Here is a 15,949-nt window from a genome sequence, read left to right on the forward strand (position 1 = left end):
GGAAAGATTAGGGGCTTCTTAGCTCCTCCCCCCTTAAGGGGGGAGGCTGGGAGGGGGTGGTGAGCGCTAGCGATTGCCTTTAATTCTTAGACGTTGGCCGCAGCAACTTTCCGCGCACCGAGTTGTCAAAACGGCCCTGCTCGTAGACTTTGCGGCCCCGCGAGTAGGTGGCCTGCACCAAACCCTTGAATTTTGCGCCGAGGTAAGGGTTTTGTTTCCAGCGATCGTACAACTCGGTCAGCTCAAACTCACGGCTGAGGTCAATAAGGGAAAAATCAGCGTCCAGGCCGACTTCCAACGCGCCTTTCTGGGCGATGCCAAAACGGTGGGCCGGATTAAGGGCGCTGAGGGCCGCCACCGCTTCTAATGGCAGGCCGCGCTTGAAGTGCCCGTCCGTCAGCAGCACATTCAACGTGCTCTGAGCGCCGCTGATGCCGCCCCACAGCGCGAAGAAGTTCTCGCTGGTCTTGCGGTCAGGCGGGGCAGGCGAGTGGTCGGAGCCGACGATGTCGATGTGTCCGGCCAATAGTTCTTCCCACAAGTTACGCTGCACTTCTTGACTTCTGAGCGGCGGAGCACATTTGAGTAGCGCTCCCATTTTCTCCACGTCCTCATCGGTGAAGTGCAGGTAATGCGGGCAGGTTTCGATGCTGACGTCCACACCCCGCTGCTTGGCCTCGTAAGCCATCGCCACCGCCGCGCCGCTCGACAAGTGAACGAGGTGCAGTTTGGCCCCCAGCTCACCTGCGTACAGGAGCGCCCGCTGCACCGCTTCCAGCTCGGCCACCACGGGGCGGGTGCCGAGGTAATCGCGGGCCGTATGACCGCCGCCCAAACGCGCCTGCTCGGTGAAGTGGCGAGTCAAGTTGTCGCTCTCGGCGTGGGTGGCCAGCACCAAATTCAGCCGCGCCGCCGTTTTCAGACCCTCGTACAGCGCCGTGTCGTCCACCGCCGGAAACTCGTCCAGGCCGCTGTGCGACATGAAGGCCTTGAAGCCGATCACGCCGCAGTCGGCCAGCTCGTCCATTCGTTCTAGGTTTTGCGGCGTGAGGCCGCCCCACAAACCGAAGTCGATCAGCGAGTTTTGCTCGCCGTGTTCGCGCTTGGCATCAAAAGTGGCTTTGTCCAGCACGGGGGGCGAGGAGTTGAGCGGCATGTCAAAAAAGCTGGTCGCGCCGCCTGCGGCTAAGGCCCGCGTCCCGGTTTCAAAGCCTTCCCAGTGGGTGCGGCCCGGCTCGTTGAGATGCACGTGGGCGTCCAGCAAGCCGGGGAAGATGTGCAGGCCGGAAGCATTCAGCGATTGGGCCGAGTCGCTGGAAATCTCCTCGGCAATTTCTACGATCTGACCCCCGGACACTGCAAAATCGGCTTGGCGCGGGCCGTCCGGCGTAACCAGCGTGCCGCCGCGAATGATCAGCTCAAAACTCATACGTTTTGCTCCGCCAGCAGGTGCAGGAAGCGCACGCTGACGCGCAGGGCGTCGGTCACGTCTTCGGGCAAAACCAGCTCATCAGGGTGGTGTGAGAGGGCGTTGGGCGAGCGCACGAACAGCATCGCCGACGGCATGTGCGCGGCCATGATCATGGCGTCGTGGCCCGCGCCGCTGACCAGTTCGGGATGAGGAAGCCCCTCGGCTTCGGCGGCGCGGTGCAGTAGCGCCTTGAAGTCGCCTGACATCGGCGTGGCCTTTTCTTCCATTTTGGGAGTGATGGTGACGGTGACGCCGCGCTCTGCTGAAGCCGTCTCAGCCGTCTCCAGCAACGCTTTGAGGGCCCCCAGGCGTACCTCGTCGCGGGCGTGGCGGATATCCAGCGTGCAGTTGGCCTCGCCGGGAATCACGTTCATGGCTCCGGGCAGCGCCTGCATCACGCCTACAGTGGCGACCAATCCGGGCGTGGAGCGGGCCAGGTCCTCGGCGGCCACGGCAAAGCGGGCGGCGGCGGCCAGCGCGTCGCGGCGCAGGTTCATCGGGGTGGTTCCGGCGTGCGAAGCCTGCCCCACGAAATGCAGGAGCAAGCGGTTCTGGCCCGCGATGCCTTCCACCACACCCAGTGACGCGCCCTGATCTTGCAAAACTGGCCCCTGCTCGGCGTGGATTTCAAAGTAGCCCAGCGCCGCGCCCTTATACTGGGCCTCAGCCATTTCTTCCACGTTCAGGCCGTACTCGGTGATGGCGTCGCGCACGCTCTGGCCCGCTGCGTCGCACAGCTCCAGCATGTCGTCTACGGTGCCGACCAGTGCCCGGCTGCCGATAAAGGGAACGCCGTAGCGCACCCCCTCTTCCTCTGAAAAGCCCATCACTTCCACGGCGTAGGGGAGAGCCTCACCCTTGACTGCTTCCAGCATGGCGTACCCCATCACCACGCCCAAAATCCCGTCGTAAGCGCCCGCGTTCGGCACAGTGTCGAGGTGAGAGCCGAGATACAGCGTCCGTGCGTCCGGTGTTGGCCCAGCCAGCCGTGAACGCAGATTCCCGGCGGCGTCCTCGTAGGTGGTCATGCCCAGTTCGTCGGCCCAGTGGGTCAGGTACTCATGCACTTGATGGGTGGTGGGACACAGAAAGGGGCGGTTGGTTTCGCCCTCGACTTCGGTGTAGCAGGCCAGCGCGGCGCAGGCGTCCATAATTTTGGTGGTCAGCGTTTGCCATCTGGTATCGGTCAGCGGAGCGTCGGCGGTCATACGGGCATCTCCTGAGTGGGAAGTGGCTCCCGAGCAGCGAGCTGCTGAGCAAAGCGCGGAAAATAAGCTGGACACGTTTCTGCCAGCACCAGAGCGTCGAGCAACTGGGCTTCGGGCGTGTCGTCGGCTCTGAGGGCGCGGCGCTCAGTCCGGTAACGGTCAGGGGTCAAGAATGCATCACTGCTCAATTGTGCAGCGCAGCTCACCCATTGCCACACCTGAGCGCGGGCGAGTTCGGCGGTGGCAGTGTCTTCGATGCGTCCGTTTCTGACCACCACGCCTTGTCCGGCGTACCACGCTTCAAATACGTCCAGCGCCAGGCCGATGGTGTCTTGCAGCACGTCCAGCGGCAGCGGCTGAGGCGCAGGCAGGTCGAGTAAGCGCTTCAAGGTATGCTCCACAGGCTCGGCAGACAGGGGCGCGGGCGCTTCACCGTCAAACCCGGCCCGCACGTCGCCCAGCAGCATCGGCAGTCCGGCCCAGGCTGCCGTGAATCCCTGCTGGGCCTCGCGGCGTTTGTCAGCCTGCACCAGGTCTAACGCAGGTTGCGGGTTAGCAGCATCGGGGGCTACCGCCGCGCTGCCGCCAATCGCCTGTGCGCCGCGCCGCTGGGCCACCCGCAAGAGGGCTTCGGCGTAGGCCCGCATGGCGTCCACGTCCATGGTCAAATCACTGCGGGGCGGTACGGCTCCACGCTGACTGCCCACCGCTTTGATGAGGCTGAACACGTAATCCCAGCGCCCGGCATTTAGCCCGAAGGCCCGACCTCTCAGCGCGTACAGCAGCGCGTCGGCGTGCTGGACGGCCAGAAAGGTTTCAATTTGAATGCAAACTTTAATGGTATTCGGCGCTAAGCCCAGTTCGCGTTCAGCCAAACTCAGCGCGTCGTCCCAGAGCTGCGCTTCCGCTACGGTTTCCAGCTTGGGAACATAAATATGAATGGGTTGCTCAGGCCGCGCCGCCAGAATGACCGCCAGATCGGTGAAGGCGGCGATAGCAGGACCACCAAAGTCGAGGTGCTGTTCGACGGCGTAGAAGGCGCGGGGCCGGGCCAGCAGGGGTTTATCCGACGCGGCAGCGCGGGGCAGAGCGTCGTAAGCGGCCTGCACATTCGCCAATGTGGGCGTGAAGGTATCGTCAAAGTCGATCACCAGCGCGTCGGCGTCGGAACTCAGGGCGTTGTTGAGCGCAGCCAGATCGGAGGCTTCCACGATCAGCTCGGCGCGGCGGCCTATCAGGTCAACCGGAACGGGCGCGGCCTGATACTCCGGCGTCGGCTGAGGAGGCGTTGACGCGCCCGGTAAGGCTTCCCAGCGCCCGCGAAAAGCAGTATGAAGGGTCTGGGCCAGTCGCCGCGCCGCCGCAGCCAGGATGAGCGTTTGACCGGCTTGGGTGTCGGCGCTTTTAGAGGCGTTTTTTACGGTGGGCTGAGTCAAAATCTCTCCTTCGTTGCTTAAAGGGTAACGCCAAAAGCAGCGCACTCGCTTAATTGCTTAGCCGTCTAGATATCTCCATCAAAGCATCTGGGCGCGGGACTGTCAAACTCAATCGGAACGGCGGTCAATTTCCGTAGAATGAAAAATGTCTTTCACCTGTTGACAAAATATACTTAGTCGTCTAAGCTTTTGTCAACAGGAGGCAAACAATCATGGCGAAGATGAGAGCGATTGAGGCGGCGGTGGAAGTGCTCAAGAAAGAAGGGGTGAATCTGGCGTTCGGGGTGCCGGGGGCGGCCATCAACCCGCTGTACGCGGCGATGAAGAAGCTGGGCGGCATCGACCATATTCTGGCCCGCCACGTGGAAGGTGCCTCGCACATGGCCGACGGCTACACCCGCGCCAAGTCGGGCAACATCGGCGTGTGTATCGGCACCTCCGGCCCCGCCGGAACCGACATGATCACCGGTCTTTATGCTGCCATCGCCGACTCGGTGCCGATTTTGTGCATCACCGGTCAGGCTCCCCGCGCCCGCCTCTACAAAGAGGACTTTCAAGCGGTGGACATTGAGAGCATCGCCAAACCCGTGACCAAGTGGGCCGTGACCGTGCGCGAACCGGCGCTGGTGCCCCGCGTGTTTCAGCAGGCTTTCCATATCATGCGCTCCGGCAGACCCGGCCCCGTTCACATCGATCTGCCGTTTGACGTGCAGATGGCCGAGATCGAGTTCGACATTGACACCTATGAGCCTCTCGCGGCCTACAAGCCCACTGCCAGCCGCGCTCAGATTGAAAAGGCGCTGGACATGCTGTTTGCCTCCGACCGCCCCTTGCTGGTCGCGGGCGGCGGAGTCATCAACGCCGACGCCTCCGAAGACTTGGTGGCCTTTGCCGAGCTGACCGGCATCCCCGTGATTCCTACCCTGATGGGCTGGGGAAGTATTCCCGACGATCACCCCCTGATGGCGGGCATGGCCGGACTCCAGACCTCACAGATGTACGGCAACGCCACCGTGCTGGCCTCCGACTTCGTGTACGGCATCGGCAACCGCTGGGCCAACCGCCACACCGGCAGCATCGAGAAGTACACCGAGGGCCGCAAGTTCGTTCACATCGACATCGAGCCGACCCAGATTGGTCGCGTGTTCGGCCCGGATTACGGCGTCGTCTCAGACGCGGGCGCGGCCCTCAAGCTGATGGTCGAAATTGCCCGCGAGATGCGGCAGGACGGCAAGCTCCCCGATTACGGCGAGTGGGCCGAGCAGTGCCGCGAGCGCAAACGCACCATGCTCCGCAAAACCCACTACGACAATGTGCCGATCAAGCCGCAGCGCGTCTACGAAGAAATGCTCAAGTCGTTTGGCCGCGACACGGTGTATGTCAGCACCATCGGGTTGTCGCAGATCGCCGCCGCGCAGTTCTTGCACGTGTACCAGCCGCGCCAGTGGATCAATGCTGGACAAGCTGGCCCGCTGGGCTGGACCATGCCCGCCGCGCTGGGTGTGGTGGCCGCCGACCGCAGCAAGAACGTGGTGGCCCTCAGCGGCGATTACGATTTCCAGTTCATGATCGAAGAGTTGGCCGTCGGCGCACAGTTCAAGTTGCCTTACATTCACGTGCTGGTCAATAACAGTTACCTCGGCCTGATTCGCCAGTCGCAGCGCGGTTTTGATATGGACTATCAGGTGCAACTGGCCTTCGACAACATCAACGCCCCCGAGCTGAACGGCTACGGCGTGGATCACGTGGCGGTGGCGCAGGGCTTGGGCTGCCGCGCCATCCGCGTGACTGAGCCTGACAAAATCAAAGACGCCCTGGAAGAAGCCAAGGGGCTGGCCCGCGAATTTCAGGTGCCGGTCTTGGTGGAAGTCATCCTGGAGCGCGTCACCAACATCAGCATGGGCACCGAGCTGGACAATGTGATGGAGTTTGAAGAGCTGGCCGATCAGCGTGAAGACGCGCCGACCGCGATTGCGATGCTGGACTGAGAGCCACCCCTCACCCCGCTGCTTTGCCCTCGTCGTGAACGGACGCTCATGAGGACGCCACTCCTCAGCGCCCCTCTCCCGCAGGGGTAGAGGGGGAAAGCCGAAAGATCAGGTTTTTAGCTCCCTCCCTCTTCAGGGGGAGGGCTGGGGAGGGGGTGAGTGAGCGAAGCGATTGCCTTTCCCACATCCATTCTTCAAAGGAGCCACCATGCCCAAGTACGCCGCCAACACCACCATGCTTTTTCAGGAACACGACTTCCTAGACCGCTTCGACGCGGCGGGCAAGGCCGGATTCCAGTTCATCGAATACATGTTCCCCTACCCCTACGACGCCCACGAGTTGCGTGCCAAGCTGGATCAGAACAACCAGACCCAGGCGCTTTTTAACCTCCCCGCTGGCGATTGGGCGGGCGGCGACAGGGGCATTGCCGTGCAGCCGAGCCGACAGGACGAGTTCCGTGAAGGCGTCGGCAAGGCTGTTGATTACGCTGCCGTGCTTTATAAAGATGTTCAGGGACCAAAATTAGTGAACGTCCTCGTCGGCAAAGCTGAAGGAGATGAAGCCATCACCCGCAGAACTGTTATCGGCAACTTGCAATACGCCGCCGACAAATTCGCGGATGCGGGCCTGACCCTCATCATAGAACCGCTCAATCCTTATGACGTGCCCGGTTTTTACCTCTACGGCACTCAGAACACTCTCAACTTGATTGAAGAAGTCGGGCGCGAGAATGTTCAATTGCAATACGACTTCTATCATATGCAGCGCGTGGAAGGCCGCCTGACCCAGACCGTGCGCGAGAACCTCGATAAGATCGCTCACATTCAGCTGGCAGACGTGCCGGGACGCCACCAACCCGGCACCGGCGAAATCAATTACCCGTTTTTGCTTGCTGAACTTGACCGGCTGAATTACAAAGGCTACGTGGGACTGGAGTACATCCCCGAAGGCCACACCGAAGATACTTTGGGCTGGCTTAAAGAGTTGAAAACGAGCTGATTTAGCTCCAAATCATCAAAAAGGAGTTTCTATGACGCAAGACAGCAAACCCACTCTCGGCTTCATTGGCCTGGGCATCATGGGCAAACCGATGGCCCTCAACTTGATCAAGGCGGGCTACAGCCTGACTGTCAACAACCGCACCCCCGACGTGATGGACGAGTTGGTCGAACAGGGTGCCAGGGCCGCCCACAGCGCCAAGGAAGTCGCCCAGAACAGCGACATCATCATCACCATGCTGCCGGATTCGCCTCAGGTGGAAGAAGTCGCGTTGGGTGAAGGCGGCGTCATTGAAGGCATCAAAGCGGGCGCTTTATTTATAGATATGAGCAGCATCTCGCCCACCACTTCGCGCAAAGTGGAAGAAGCCCTGAAAGCAAAAGGAGCCGATTCGCTAGACGCTCCGGTGTCGGGCGGGCAGGTCGGCGCGGAAGCTGCCACCCTCAGCATCATGGTGGGCGGCAGCGAAGAGGCCTTCAACCGTGCCAAGCCAGTCTTTGAAGCGCTCGGCAAGAACATCGTCTACATCGGCGGCGCGGGCGCGGGGCAGGTCACCAAAATTGCCAACCAGATCGTGGTGGGCCTGACCATCCAAGCGGTCTCCGAGGCCATGACCCTCGCCAAGAAAGCGGGCGTGGACGCGGGCAAAGTCCGTGAGGCCTTGCTCGGCGGATTCGCCCAGAGCCGCATTTTGGACTTGCACGGGCAGCGCATCCTCGATGGCAACTTCAAGCCGGGCTTCCGCATCAACTTGCACCGTAAAGATTTGCGCCTGGCGCTGGAAACGGGCCGTGAAGCGGGCGTGCCGCTGTTTGCCACCGGTCTGGCCGCCAACATCATGGACGCCATGATCGCGCAGGGCGACGGCGACCTCGATCACTCCAGCATGGCCAAGTTCTATGCTGAGATGAGCGGAATCGAGTAAAGGAATTGCTCCTCTGCTCCGCATTGCCCTTCTCCGGCAGTGGGTGAAGGGTAAAAGCCTTTCCAAAATTTATTCTAGTTTGCATCAGCAACGGAGGCGGGGCTTAGGCTTCCGTTTTTTGATATCGGTGTATTTGAGCGGGTATGAACTGAAGGAAAATCAGGTTTTAGCTCCCTCCCTCTTCAGGGGGGGAGGGCTGGGGAGGGGGTGGTGAGCAAAGCGATTGCCCTTCCCGAAAGGAGTTTCTATGCCACCCAACCCCCGCGCCCTTCTGACTGCCACTTACCATGCTGCCCTTGAAGCCACTGGCGCGGGAAGGCTGGTGCGTGCCCATTTGCCTGCTCAGCCGCCTGCCCTGATTATCGCCTTCGGAAAGGCCAGTTTGCCGATGCTGGACGCGGCCCTGAGCGTTCACCCCCACGCGCTGTTTCTGGTTGTGCCGCCTGACGGTTTAGAAGTCAGCCCAGCGGTGCAGGCGGCGGCGGATAGGGGACAGGGCCAGATCATCTTTGCCCGTCATCCGGTGCCCGACGAGCGCAGCGTGAAAGGTGCAGAGCAGGCGCTGGAACGGATTGGCAAGCTCAACGAAGGCGACGAACTCTTGGTATTGGTGTCCGGCGGTGGCAGCGCTCTCTTTTCTGCACCCTGGGGAATCACGCTCAGCGAAAAGCAGCAGCTCACCCGCGATTTGTTGGCCAGTGGGGCCGATATTCACGAGCTCAACGCTGTACGCAAGCACGTTTCGCGCATCAAGGGCGGACGGCTGGCGCAAGCGGCCCTGGAGCGCGGCGCACACCTCACGGCGCTGCTGCTCTCGGACGTGATCGGTGATGACCCCAGCGCTATCGCCTCCGGCCCCACCGTGCCTGACCCCAGCAGCTTTGCCGACGCGCTGACTGTGCTTGATCGCTACGGCGTGCAGCACGAGGCGGCGCGGGCGCATTTGCAGCGTGGCGTAAGCGGTGAGCTGGACGATACACCCAAAACGCTAGATAACGTTCATACGCAAGTCATCGGCTCCAACCGCTTGCTACTAGACGCGGCGGCCAGTTATCTGGAAAGTCAGGGCGTGCGGGCCGTCATTCTGGGCGACACCTTCGGCGGCGAAGCTAAGGAAATGGCCGCTGCTCACGCTGCCATTGTCCGCAGCGTGCAGGAGTTCAGCACTCCCGTCAGCGCTCCAGTGGCCCTGATTTCCGGCGGGGAAGCCACCGTGACCCTGCGCGGCAAAGGCATGGGCGGACGCAACCACGAGTTTGCTCTGGCGCTGCTGCTGCACCTGGGCCAACTTTCAGGTCAGCGCGGCGTCTGGGCGCTCTCGGCAGGCTCAGACGGCGTGGACGGTTCCTCGCCAGCGGCGGGCGCGTTCCTGACACCCGACAGCTCAGCACGGGCGCAGCAACTGAATCTGAATGGGCGTGAGGCGCTGACCGACAACGATTCCGGCACCTTCTTCGCCGCACTGGGCGATACTTTGCAGACGGGACCGAGCGGGCATAACCTGAACGACTTGCGGATTATTTTGGTGGAATAGGGCGGGGAAATTCAAAGTTGTGTCTGTCTGGGTAACACCCCAAAAATTTGCGGTAAGCTCAGACGGTAAATTACTGAGTGAAAATCAAACTTCAGCCAGTAAAAAATTCCCCGACCAGACCCTACTCTCACTTTCTTCGGAGGCACCCACCATGACCCAGCCCAATTCAGCTCAGCCCGTCCTGCCTAGCGGCCTCAAGCTCGCGGCGGCGCTTACCGAAGCGCACGCCAAAGTCTTGACGCCCGCAGCCTTGGAATTCGTCGTGGAGTTGCACCGCCGTTTCAACCCGCGCCGCTTGGAACTGCTCTCGGCCCGTGAGGAGCGTCAGGCGCGGCTGGACGCGGGCGAGAAGCCGGACTTTTTGGCTGAAACCAAGAGTGTACGGGAAGGTGACTGGAAAGTGGTGCCTCCCAAAGCCGATCTCACTGACCGCCGAGTCGAAATCACAGGCCCAGTTGACCGCAAAATGGTCATTAACGCGCTCAATTCCGGCGCGAAAGTCTTTATGGCCGATTTTGAGGACGCCTCCAGCCCCAGTTGGGACAATATGGTGATGGGCCAGCAGAACTTGGCCGACGCGGTGCGCCGCACCATCACCTTCGAGCAGGGCGCAAAAAGCTACCAGCTCAATGAAAAGACCGCCACCCTGCTGGTTCGCCCACGCGGCTGGCACCTGCCCGAAAAACACGTCTCGGTGGACGGCGAAACCATGAGTGGTAGCCTGTTCGACTCCGGCCTGTACTTCTTCCACAACGCTAAAGAACTGCTCTCACGCGGCAGCGGCCCTTACTTTTATTTGCCCAAACTGGAGTCGCACCTCGAAGCCCGCCTCTGGAACGACATCTTCAACTTTGCCGAAGACACACTGGACGTGCCGCGCAGCAGTATCCGCGCCACCGTGCTGATCGAAACGATTCTGGCGACGTTCGAGATGGACGAAATCCTGTATGAGCTGCGCGAGCACTCGGCGGGCCTCAACTGTGGGCGCTGGGATTACATTTTCAGCATCATCAAAAAGTTCCGCGAAGATCCCGCCATGATTTTGCCCAACCGCGCCCAGGTGACGATGGAAGCCCACATGATGAGCAGCTACAGCCGCTTGGCAGTCAAGACCTGCCACAAGCGCGGTGCGCACGCCATTGGCGGCATGAGCGCCTTCATTCCGGTCAAAAATGACGAGGCCGCCAACACGCGGGCCTTCGAGCAAGTCCGCCGCGACAAAGAGCGCGAAGCCAAGAACGGCCACGACGGCACCTGGGTCGCTCATCCTGGCATGGTGGGGCTTGCCACCGAAGTCTTTGACGAATTGATGCCGACGCCCAACCAGATTGACTCTGGCAAGCAGATGGACTTTGAAGTGAGCGCCGCCGATTTGCTGCAAGTCCCAGTGGGCCAGATCAATGAGGACGGCCTGCGGATGAACATCAACGTGGCCTTGCAATATCTGCGGGCGTGGCTGAATGGTTCCGGCGCGGTGCCGATTCACAACCTGATGGAAGACGCCGCCACCGCTGAAATCTCGCGGGCGCAAATCTGGCAGTGGCTCCGTCACGGCGCGAAGTTGGAAGGCGGCGAAACCGTCACCGCTGAACTCGTCGAGCGCCTGCTCAATGAAGAATTGGACGCTCTGGGCCGCGAGGATCACGCCAAGGCCGCCGCGCTGTTTCACGAAGTGGCCACCCAGCGCCCCCTGGTGGATTTCCTGACCCTCAGCGGTTACCGCGAGCTGTCGTGATGGCCGTATGATCCATGATGAGTAAAGCCGACGAACCCCGCAAGCGTCCGGGCCGAACGCGCAGCGCCGAGCCGGAAGCGGTGCGGACGCTGGAGCGCGGCTTGATCGTCTTGCGGGTGCTGGGCGAGCAAAGCGCCGCGACGCTCAGCGAGGTGGCCCGCTTTGCTGGGTTGTCGGCCAGCACCACCTACCGCCTGCTGCAAACCCTGCGCCAGCAAGGCTTTGCCCACGAGGAAGCCGGCATCTGGCAAGTCGGTATTCAGACCTTCGTGACGGGCCGCGCCTACGCTGAGCTGGACGGCCTGGTGGCGACGGCCAAGCGTCAGATGGAAAGCCTGGTCGCTGAAACCGGCGAAACCGTGAATCTGGCGGTGCTGCAAGCCCCCGACGTGATGTACGTGCATCAGGTGGAAGGGCGCGGCCTGATGCGGATGTTTACCCAGATCGGAGCGCGTTCGCCGCTGTACTGCACTGGAGCGGGCAAAGCGCTGCTGGCTTGGCGCGACAAAGGCGATGTGGCGGATTTGGTCGGTGCGGGGCCGTATCCAGCCTTCACCGAGCGCACCCTGACCAGCTTGGCGGCCTATCAAGCCGAACTCGCTGAGGTTCGCCAGCTCGGTTACGCGCTCGACAATGAGGAGCGCGAAGACGGCGTGCGCTGCGTGGCGGTGCCGATTTACGGTGCGGGCGGCACGGTTACAGCGGCCATGAGCTTATCGGCTCCAGCCTCGCGGCTCGGTGATGAGCGGGTGGGCGAACTGGCCGCCACCTTGCAGGCCGCAGCGCGGGAGATTACCGTGCGGCTGGGGGGACAGAGAGCTTAGTCGCCCTGTTCGGCGTGCCAGTCGTAGGTGTAGGGCAGCAATTCACGGATGCCCACCCGCCGCACCTGCTGACCGTCCGGCACCAATACGGCAATGCCGGGGTGGTAATCAAACAGAATTTGCCTGCACCGTCCGCATGGAGCCAGCACGCCGCGCCCACGGTTGCCGGCGGCCACGATCAATTCCAGCGCTCCCGCCTGCTGAGCCGCCGCCACGGCCAAAGCCACTGGCTCGGCGCAGGGGCCGCCCGTGAAGTGATAAAGGTTGACGCCCTCAAACAGCCGTCCGTTCATGTCGCGGGCCACGGCGACCACGGTGTGGTTTTCGTTTTCGGGTAAGGAGGCGATGAGGGCTTTGGCGTAGTCAATCAGGGTTTGGTCGGCGGCGCTTAGTGCTGCTGAATCCATGCAATTGCCTTATCCGTTAACTTGTCCAGCGCTTCCACACTCAACTTGATGTGTTCTTCCTTGGTGTCTTCTATTTTGTTGTGGCTGATGCCGTACAAGCTCTGCACGAACAGCATCGCGGTCGGCACACCAGCACGGGCGACTTCCGCCGCGTCGTGGAGCGGGCCGCTGGGCAGGCGGTGACTGGTGGGCGTCACTTCCAGAATGGCGGCGTCGCAGGCTTCGATCAGCTCGGCATGAAAGGGAATCGGCTCGATATTCCACAGATGCCCGAACTCCACCGTGCAGCCGCCTTCTTCAGCAAACCTCTGGGCCGCGTCCTGAGCGCCTTGCCACATGGCGGCCAGATTGTCGGCGTCCAAGTTGCGCTGGTCTAAAGTGATCTCGCACTTTTCCACCACGCTGGTGACGATGCCCGGCCAGGTTTTGACGCTGCCGATGGTACACACCCCGCCGTGCCGCTCGGCAATGGCGTAGATCTCCGCACTCAGCTTGCCCGCCGCCAGCAAAGCGTCTTTGCGGACATTCATCGGCGTGCTGCCGGAATGCGCCGCCTGTCCGTGAAAAGTAATGGTGTGGCGCTCCACCCCGAAGGTGCCCAGCACTGCACCCAGTGGCAAGTCCATGCCTTCCAAGACTGGCCCCTGTTCGATGTGAAGTTCCAAATAAGCGGCGGCGTTCTGAAGCTGCTCGCTGGCCTTGGGCGCGTCGGCCAGCAGCACGCCCACATTCATCAGCGCGTCGCCTAAACTCACGCCGTCCTTGTCGTGCAGTTGCGCCGCTTCATGCACACTCAAGTGCCCACTCGCCGCGCTAGACCCGTAGAGGCTGCGGCCAAAGCGTGCGCCTTCCTCGTCGGCCCAGTCCACCAGCCGCACGGTAACAGGGGGTTTGCCTCCATCAGCACCGTACTGAGCACTCAGGCGGCGCAGCACTTCCAAGCCCGCCAGCACATTGAGCGAGCCGTCCAGCCAACCGCCGTTGGGCACGCTGTCGAGGTGGCCGCCGATCAGCAGCTCTTTCTCAGACTCGCCCCTGAGGGTCGCCCACAAATTACCCGCCGGATCGGTGATGACTTCCACCGGCAGTTCCAGCAACTTCTCTTTGAGAAAAGCGCGGGCCTCCATCCATTTGTTGGTAAAAGCCACCCGCTGAGCGCCGTTGTCGTCGCCTGTGAGCGTTCGCAGGGCCTTGAGTTCGTCCACGGTGCGCTGAGGGTCAAGAGCTGAAGAATTGGACATAGAGCCTCCGATTTGGATGTGTAGCCGCTCTGAATTGATTGAAGCGTTATTTGGTTTTTACGTCTCTTAAAGACGGGTAGCTGTTTTGGACGGCTGCTGTATGGGCTTAGGAGCGGGCTTCGGTTGGGCAGGAGCGGCAATCGGGCGGGCAGTGCTCAGCACGGTATTGCCGGTACCCGACACCCGCAACAGCGGTTTCGCGCCGCTGAGGGCGGCTTTCCAAGTCACACGGTTGCCGCTGCCCTGAATGCTGATTTGGCCGACCCGCTCCACGCTCAGGACATTGCGGCTGCCGGTGATATTGACCGCCGCGCAGTTGCCCAAAATGGTGAGGCGCTGCCCACTGCCACGGAGGTTCAAATTGCCCCCATTGCATCTGAGCGTGCGATTTGTTTGGGTGGGCTGCACCCGCACCCGCCGAGTTTGCACGGGCGTAGATGAAATGCTCAGGCCAGATTCACCGAGCCGGACGCTGACCGAGGGCTGTCCAGGCGTGGCTGGCGCGGACTCGAAGCGAATGCCGCTCGAATTGATATTCAGACTCTGGGCGCTGGCTTGTGCTCCCAGCAACCCGAAAAGGCAAGCCAATTTGAGAAAACTGTTCATGCCCTCAGTCTAAGCTTTACAAATGAGTGGGCTGGATCAGGTCACTTTACTTTTTGCTGACGGTATTGGCTTTACCGGTCAGCAGCATTCTCGGTTTGGTTCCTTTGAGCGCTTTGTGCCAGGTCACCGTATTGCCATCACCGCTTAGCACGATCTCGCCCACCACTGACATGCTGACTTTATTTTTGCTGCCCGCAATAATGACCTGCGTGCAATTTCCAGTCAAGATAATGGTGTTTCCGTCGCCTGCTACTGAGACGCTGTCATTCTTACAGGCAAGTGTTTGTTTGGTTTGATCGCCCGCCACGATCCTGCCCATACCGGAAATGTTCAGTGTGCTCATATCCACAGTTTGGGCTGAGACAGAAAAACTGAGCGAGGCGAAGACGGCAGCTCGAATGAGTTTATTCATGTTGGCTCCCTTAAATCGGAAAGCGGGCGTAAGAACAAAAGTCTACACGCCCGACCATTTGCTGACTGTTTACTTCTTACCGGTTGCCATTTGCCAAACGCTGTAATCGACTGCGCCCGCCGATGGGTCAGCTTTGAGAATGCCGAGATCTTTAAGCAAAGCGACGTTCGATTTATAAAGAGCCGGGTCAAGGTATCCGGCGCGGCCCTGCATGGTCGGGCCAGCGTTGTAGAGCTTGGCGACTTCGTTCATCTGCCAAGTCTGGTGCTCTTTGGCGTCCGAGCGGGTGCCGGAACCCTTGCAGGTGTTTCCGCACAGCGGCAAGACGATATTGACCGCTTCAGCTTTGTGCTTGACCGCGTAATCCCAGCCCTTGATAGAAGCGCGAACCAGACGGGCAGCGATTTCCTTGCCGCTCATCCCGCTGCCTTTGAAGTTCTTGTCATCCAGCACTTTCTGCGAGGTGAACATCAAGTCTTCCAGCAAATTGACACCGTAATCTGGCGCTTTGAAGATTTTGAGCTTGTCCATGCTGTATCCCAGCCCGATGATCTGATCGATTTCGTTGTAAGTCATGGCCGAGACCAGATCGACTTTGTCGGGGAAAACAATGCTGGGATCGAACGGATAGGTGACGGCCTGCACGCTGGGATTGGCCACCGTGCTGTCCAGGCTGCTGGTCAGGCCGTACTTTTTCATCAGCGCCACAGCGGGGTATTCGTTGCCGCTGGGCCACAAACCCACCCGTTTGCCTTTGAAGTCGGCGGGCTTATTGATGCCGCTGGACTTGAGCGCCACCAAGGTGAAGCCGGATTTCTGGAAGATCTGGGCGATGTGAACCACCTGAATGCCTTGCTGGCGAGCGGTCAACAGGTCGGTGATCCAGGTGGTGCCGAAGTCGGCGGCTCCGGTGGCCACCGTTTGAATCGGCGACTGATCACCAATTGGGAGTAGCTGAACGTCCAAGCCCTCGTCCTTGAAATAGCCTTTGGCCTGCGCCACGAAAAATCCCGCGAACTGGGCCTGCGGAAACCACTTGAGCTGGAGTCTGACAGTCACGGGCTTGGCGGGCGTTTGTGCCTGGGCGGCAGTGGGCAGAGCGAGGGTGAGCAGGGCGGACAGCAGCGCGAGTTTCTTCATTTGGAACCTCCGGTGTGGAAGT

At 61.0% G+C, this 15,949-nt stretch carries 14 protein-coding genes; 6 read left to right on the forward strand and 8 right to left on the reverse strand.

Going from position 1 to position 15,949, the window contains the following annotated elements:
* Positions 1 to 79: 79 nt before the first annotated feature.
* The 3 genes from FNU79_RS03225 to FNU79_RS03235 are packed head-to-tail and all read right to left on the reverse strand — an operon-like array spanning position 80 to position 4,115.
* On the reverse strand, positions 80 to 1,429 hold the full coding sequence (locus FNU79_RS03225) for an allantoinase (protein ID WP_143719465.1): 1,350 nt from the start codon (positions 1,427 to 1,429) through the stop codon (positions 80 to 82).
* Complete coding sequence (locus FNU79_RS03230) at positions 1,426 to 2,679, reverse strand: allantoate amidohydrolase (RefSeq protein ID WP_143719466.1); 1,254 nt, start codon at positions 2,677 to 2,679, stop codon at positions 1,426 to 1,428. Before FNU79_RS03230 ends, FNU79_RS03225 begins: the two co-directional genes overlap by 4 nt.
* Entirely contained in the window at positions 2,676 to 4,115 is a 1,440-nt protein-coding gene (locus tag FNU79_RS03235) for an aldolase/citrate lyase/malate synthase family protein (protein ID WP_143719467.1), read from the reverse strand. The genes FNU79_RS03230 and FNU79_RS03235 overlap by 4 nt, the downstream gene beginning before the upstream one ends.
* A 212-nt stretch (positions 4,116 to 4,327) precedes the next feature.
* On the opposite strand from FNU79_RS03235, the gene gcl reads away from it, so the two are divergent.
* The 6 genes from gcl to FNU79_RS03265 all read left to right on the forward strand — a co-directional run bounded on the left by gcl (position 4,328) and on the right by FNU79_RS03265 (position 12,121).
* The gene (gcl, locus tag FNU79_RS03240) at positions 4,328 to 6,103 is read left to right on the forward strand and encodes a glyoxylate carboligase (protein WP_143719468.1); all 1,776 of its coding nucleotides are present in this window, start codon (positions 4,328 to 4,330) and stop codon (positions 6,101 to 6,103) included.
* Positions 6,104 to 6,311: 208 nt separating this feature from the next.
* Positions 6,312 to 7,103, forward strand: coding sequence for a 2-oxo-tetronate isomerase (gene otnI / locus FNU79_RS03245; RefSeq protein WP_143719469.1), 792 nt, complete (start codon positions 6,312 to 6,314; stop codon positions 7,101 to 7,103).
* Between the two features lie 31 nt (positions 7,104 to 7,134).
* Complete coding sequence (locus tag FNU79_RS03250; RefSeq protein ID WP_143719470.1) at positions 7,135 to 8,028, forward strand: 2-hydroxy-3-oxopropionate reductase; 894 nt, start codon at positions 7,135 to 7,137, stop codon at positions 8,026 to 8,028.
* Positions 8,029 to 8,275: 247 nt separating this feature from the next.
* Positions 8,276 to 9,562, forward strand: coding sequence for a glycerate kinase type-2 family protein (locus FNU79_RS03255; protein ID WP_143719471.1), 1,287 nt, complete (start codon positions 8,276 to 8,278; stop codon positions 9,560 to 9,562).
* A 151-nt stretch (positions 9,563 to 9,713) separates the two neighbouring features.
* A complete protein-coding gene (gene aceB, locus FNU79_RS03260) occupies positions 9,714 to 11,297 on the forward strand; it encodes a malate synthase A (protein WP_143719472.1) in 1,584 nt (527 codons plus the stop codon).
* Between the two features lie 17 nt (positions 11,298 to 11,314).
* Positions 11,315 to 12,121 carry an IclR family transcriptional regulator gene (locus FNU79_RS03265; protein ID WP_143719473.1) on the forward strand — a complete coding sequence of 269 codons (807 nt, stop codon included), beginning with the start codon at positions 11,315 to 11,317 and terminating at the stop codon, positions 12,119 to 12,121.
* On the opposite strand, the gene FNU79_RS03270 is transcribed toward FNU79_RS03265, so the two are convergent.
* The 5 genes from FNU79_RS03270 to FNU79_RS03290 form a co-directional block, all read right to left on the reverse strand.
* Entirely contained in the window at positions 12,118 to 12,528 is a 411-nt protein-coding gene (locus tag FNU79_RS03270) for a cytidine/deoxycytidylate deaminase family protein (protein ID WP_143719474.1), read from the reverse strand. The genes FNU79_RS03265 and FNU79_RS03270 overlap by 4 nt on opposite strands.
* Positions 12,510 to 13,769 (reverse strand): Zn-dependent hydrolase, encoded by a 1,260-nt coding sequence (locus FNU79_RS03275; RefSeq protein WP_143719475.1) that lies wholly within the window; start codon positions 13,767 to 13,769, stop codon positions 12,510 to 12,512. The genes FNU79_RS03270 and FNU79_RS03275 overlap by 19 nt, the downstream gene beginning before the upstream one ends.
* 66 nt (positions 13,770 to 13,835) lie before the next feature.
* Positions 13,836 to 14,375 (reverse strand): DUF3060 domain-containing protein, encoded by a 540-nt coding sequence (locus FNU79_RS03280; RefSeq protein WP_143719476.1) that lies wholly within the window; start codon positions 14,373 to 14,375, stop codon positions 13,836 to 13,838.
* Between the two features lie 46 nt (positions 14,376 to 14,421).
* A complete protein-coding gene (locus FNU79_RS03285; RefSeq protein ID WP_143719477.1) occupies positions 14,422 to 14,787 on the reverse strand; it encodes a DUF3060 domain-containing protein in 366 nt (121 codons plus the stop codon).
* A 69-nt stretch (positions 14,788 to 14,856) separates the two neighbouring features.
* Positions 14,857 to 15,927, reverse strand: a complete 1,071-nt coding sequence (locus tag FNU79_RS03290; protein WP_143719478.1) for an ABC transporter substrate-binding protein — start codon at positions 15,925 to 15,927, stop codon at positions 14,857 to 14,859.
* Positions 15,928 to 15,949: the final 22 nt, after the last annotated feature.

It is taken from the genome of Deinococcus detaillensis (assembly GCF_007280555.1).
Lineage (GTDB): Bacteria > Deinococcota > Deinococci > Deinococcales > Deinococcaceae > Deinococcus > Deinococcus detaillensis.